At 71.1% G+C, this 3,006-nt stretch carries 3 protein-coding genes and 1 pseudogene; 2 read left to right on the forward strand and 2 right to left on the reverse strand.

What is annotated here, in order from left to right; translation table 11 throughout:
- Positions 1-599: pseudogene (locus ACFE8Y_RS21460) on the reverse strand (glucose-6-phosphate dehydrogenase); the annotation flags it as partial.
- Between the two features lie 254 nt (positions 600-853).
- On the opposite strand from ACFE8Y_RS21460, the gene ACFE8Y_RS21465 reads away from it, so the two are divergent.
- Positions 854-1,174, forward strand: a complete 321-nt coding sequence (locus ACFE8Y_RS21465) for a hypothetical protein (RefSeq protein ID WP_375466391.1) — start codon at positions 854-856, stop codon at positions 1,172-1,174.
- A gap of 102 nt (positions 1,175-1,276) precedes the next feature.
- Entirely contained in the window at positions 1,277-1,672 is a 396-nt protein-coding gene (locus ACFE8Y_RS21470; protein ID WP_375466392.1) for a hypothetical protein, read from the forward strand.
- Positions 1,673-1,804: 132 nt separating this feature from the next.
- Here the strand turns inward: ACFE8Y_RS21470 and ACFE8Y_RS21475 are convergent.
- Positions 1,805-3,006, reverse strand: a 1,202-nt coding sequence (locus tag ACFE8Y_RS21475; RefSeq protein ID WP_375466393.1) for a formate--tetrahydrofolate ligase, incomplete at its 5' end; no start/stop codon positions are given.

Consider the following 3,006-nt stretch of genomic DNA (forward strand, 5'->3'; position numbering starts at 1 on the left):
TCGAAGATCGTGTTGGCGAACCGCAGCGCCAGCAGGTTCTGCACCGTCTCCTTGCCGAGGTAGTGGTCGATCCGGAAGATCTGCTCCTCGGGAAACACCTCGCCGACCGCGTCGTTGATGGCGCGCGCCGACTTGAGGTCCTTGCCGATCGGCTTCTCCAGCACGACGCGGGACTTGGCCCCGACGAGGCCGTACTTGGCGAGGTTCCGGCAGATCGCGCCGTAGAGGTCGGGCGAGGTCGCGAGGTAGAACGGGCGCACCTGATCGGGCCGCTCGGCGAGCTTGGCGACGAGGTTCTCCCAGCCGTCCGTGCCGGCGCCGTCGACCGGGACGTAGTCGAGGTGGTCGAGGAAGGCGGCCAGCGTCTCCGGGTCGAGGTCGGCGGCCGGGACGAAGCGCTTGAGCGCGTCGCGCGTGCGCTCGCGGAACGCCTCCCCCGTCAATCCTGAGCGGGAGGCACCGATGATCCGGCTGGTGTCCGGGATCTGCCCGTCCTTGAACCGGTAGTACAGCGCCGGCAGCAGCTTGCGGGTGGTGAGGTCGCCGGTCGCGCCGAAGACGACGTAGTCGAACGCGGCGACGGGAATGATGATGGCCAAGGGCTGCTCCCGTATGCGTGCGGCGGCGCGGCCTCGAGCCGGCGGGCCGAATGCGGCGCGACCCCGGCCGCACCCTGCGACTTAGGCCTCTGCAAGAGCTTCGCCAATGGGAGAGCTTCGCCGACGGGAACGCGGCGCGCGGGGCCGTTCAGACCGCCTTAAACACGATGCTTAGCCTCGTCTTCAGGTTGATTGGCCATACTCGAAGTCGGATCGCGATGATCGAGCATGGACTAGGACGAGGACGGCCCGGCATGTCCCGCGGATACGACGCGCACGATCACGACGACCGCACTTGGCGGGCCGGGCACTGGGACGACCGGGACCGGCCCGAGGACCGGCCGCGGCGCAGGGGGCTTGCCGCGCGCCTCTTCTCCCTCGTCAAGCTCGCCCTCATCCTGACGCCCCCGGCGCTGTTTGCCGCGAGCTACCTCGTGACCGATTGCGGCGCGCGCTCCGGCCGCGGCGGCGTCGGCGAACTCTTCAGGGCGGGCGCCTGCGCGCGCGGCGAGATCCTCGCGGGCGCGCTGTCGCTGCCGGACAACCTCGGCCTGCTCCGGCGGGTCGTCGACTGAACCCGACGGAACGCGCCCGCCGATCAGCCGGGCACGGCCGGAGATCCCTCCGGCCGTACCGTGGCCCAACGCACGCCCTCCAACCGACCCTGCGAGCCTGCCATGCGGACTATTCCCGCCGACACCACGTCCCTGCCGCCCCTCGCCACCGATGCGGAGAGGGCCCGCGCGCGCCTGAAGCGGATCGCGCCGATGACCCCCGACGCGGCGCTCGGCGTCCCGGACGACGCGCCGCCGCGCCGCCGCCGGCCCCCCGGCCTCGCCCGCGGTTTCCGCCTCGGCTGGAAGGGCTGGCTGCTGATCGAGGGCGCCGCCGTCGCCCTGGTCCTCGGCCTCGTGATCGCGTGGCCGCCCGTGCGCGACTGCCGGGCTCAGGACGAGCGCACCGGCTTCTACGCCGGCGACACCGTCGGCAAGTGCATCCGGCGCGGCATCGATGCGCGCATCGACTGGGCGGACCAGAGACTCAAGATGGCGATCCGCGGATCGGGCCGGTAGGGTCGTGCCCGATCCCGGTGAGTCGGCGCGCCCCTGGAGCAATTCCGGTTCGCTCGCGCTCACCGCCCTCGCTCTAAGCCTCCGTGTGATCGCAGTGTCTTCACGCGAACCGCGCGCACCTCGCCTGATGCTCTAGAACAGGCCGTCGATCCGGCCGTCGGCGTCGAGCCGGATCGTGTCGGCGGCCGGCACCCGCGGCAGGCCCGGCATGGTCATGATCTCCCCGCAGATCACCACCACGAAGCCGGCGCCGGCCGAGAGGCGCGCGTCGCGCACCGCGACCACGTGGCCCTCCGGCGCGCCGATCAGCCCCGGATCGGTCGAGAACGAGTACTGGGTCTTGGCCATGCAGACCGGCAGGTGCCCGTAGCCGTCCTTCTCGAAGGCGGCGAGCTTAGCCTGAGCCTTCGCCTCGATCTGGACGCCGGCCGCGCCGTAGAGCTTGGTCGCGATCGTCCGGATCTTGTCCGACAGCGTCGTCTCGGCCGCGTAGGCGTAGGCGATGGGCTTCGCCGCGCCCTCGGAGAGCGCGACCACGGCGTGGGCCAGCGCCTCGGCGCCCGCACCCCCTTGCGCCCAGTGCTTGCAGGTGATCGCCTCGACGTCGAGCTTTTGCCGGCAAAGTTCTTTCAGCCGCGCGTGCTCGGCCTCGGTGTCGGCGTGGAAGTGGTTGACCGCGACCACCACCGGCAGGCCGAAGCCGCGCACGTTGGTGACGTGGCGGGCGAGGTTGGCAAACCCCTTCTCCAGGGCCTCGACGTTCTCGGACCCCAGATCCTTCTTGTTGACGCCGCCGTGCATCTTCAGCGCCCGCACGGTGGCGACGATGACCACCGCCGACGGCGCGAGGCCCGCCTGCCGGCACTTGATGTCCAGGAACTTCTCAGCGCCGAGGTCGGCGCCGAAGCCGGCTTCCGTCACGGTGTAGTCGGCGAGCCGCAGGCCCGCGCGGGTGGCGATCACCGAGTTGCAGCCGTGGGCGATGTTGGCGAACGGGCCGCCGTGGATCAGCGCCGGGTTGCCCTCCAGCGTCTGCACGAGGTTCGGCTGGAGCGCGTCCTTCAGCAGCACCGTCATCGCGCCGGTGGCCTTCACGTCCTTCAGGGTGATGAGCTTGCGGGCGCGGGTCTCGGCGACGACGATGCGGCCGAGCCGCTCCTCGAGATCGGCGAGATCGCGCGCGAGGCAGAACACTGCCATGACTTCCGAGGCCACGGTGATGTCGAAGCCGTCCTCGCGCGGGAACCCGTTGGCGACGCCGCCCAGCGACTGGGTGATGGCGCGCAGCGCCCGGTCGTTCATGTCGACGACCCGGCGCCAGTGGATGCGGCGCA

The organism is uncultured Methylobacterium sp., assembly GCF_964242245.1.
GTDB lineage: Bacteria > Pseudomonadota > Alphaproteobacteria > Rhizobiales > Beijerinckiaceae > Methylobacterium.

What these genes read in the sequence shown, in the direction of transcription:
- ACFE8Y_RS21465 (WP_375466391.1), top strand. Translation starts at nt 854, where the DNA reads ATGTCCCGCGGATACGACGCGCACGATCACGACGACCGCACTTGGCGG.
- ACFE8Y_RS21470 (WP_375466392.1), top strand. Translation starts at nt 1,277, where the DNA reads ATGCGGACTATTCCCGCCGACACCACGTCCCTGCCGCCCCTCGCCACC.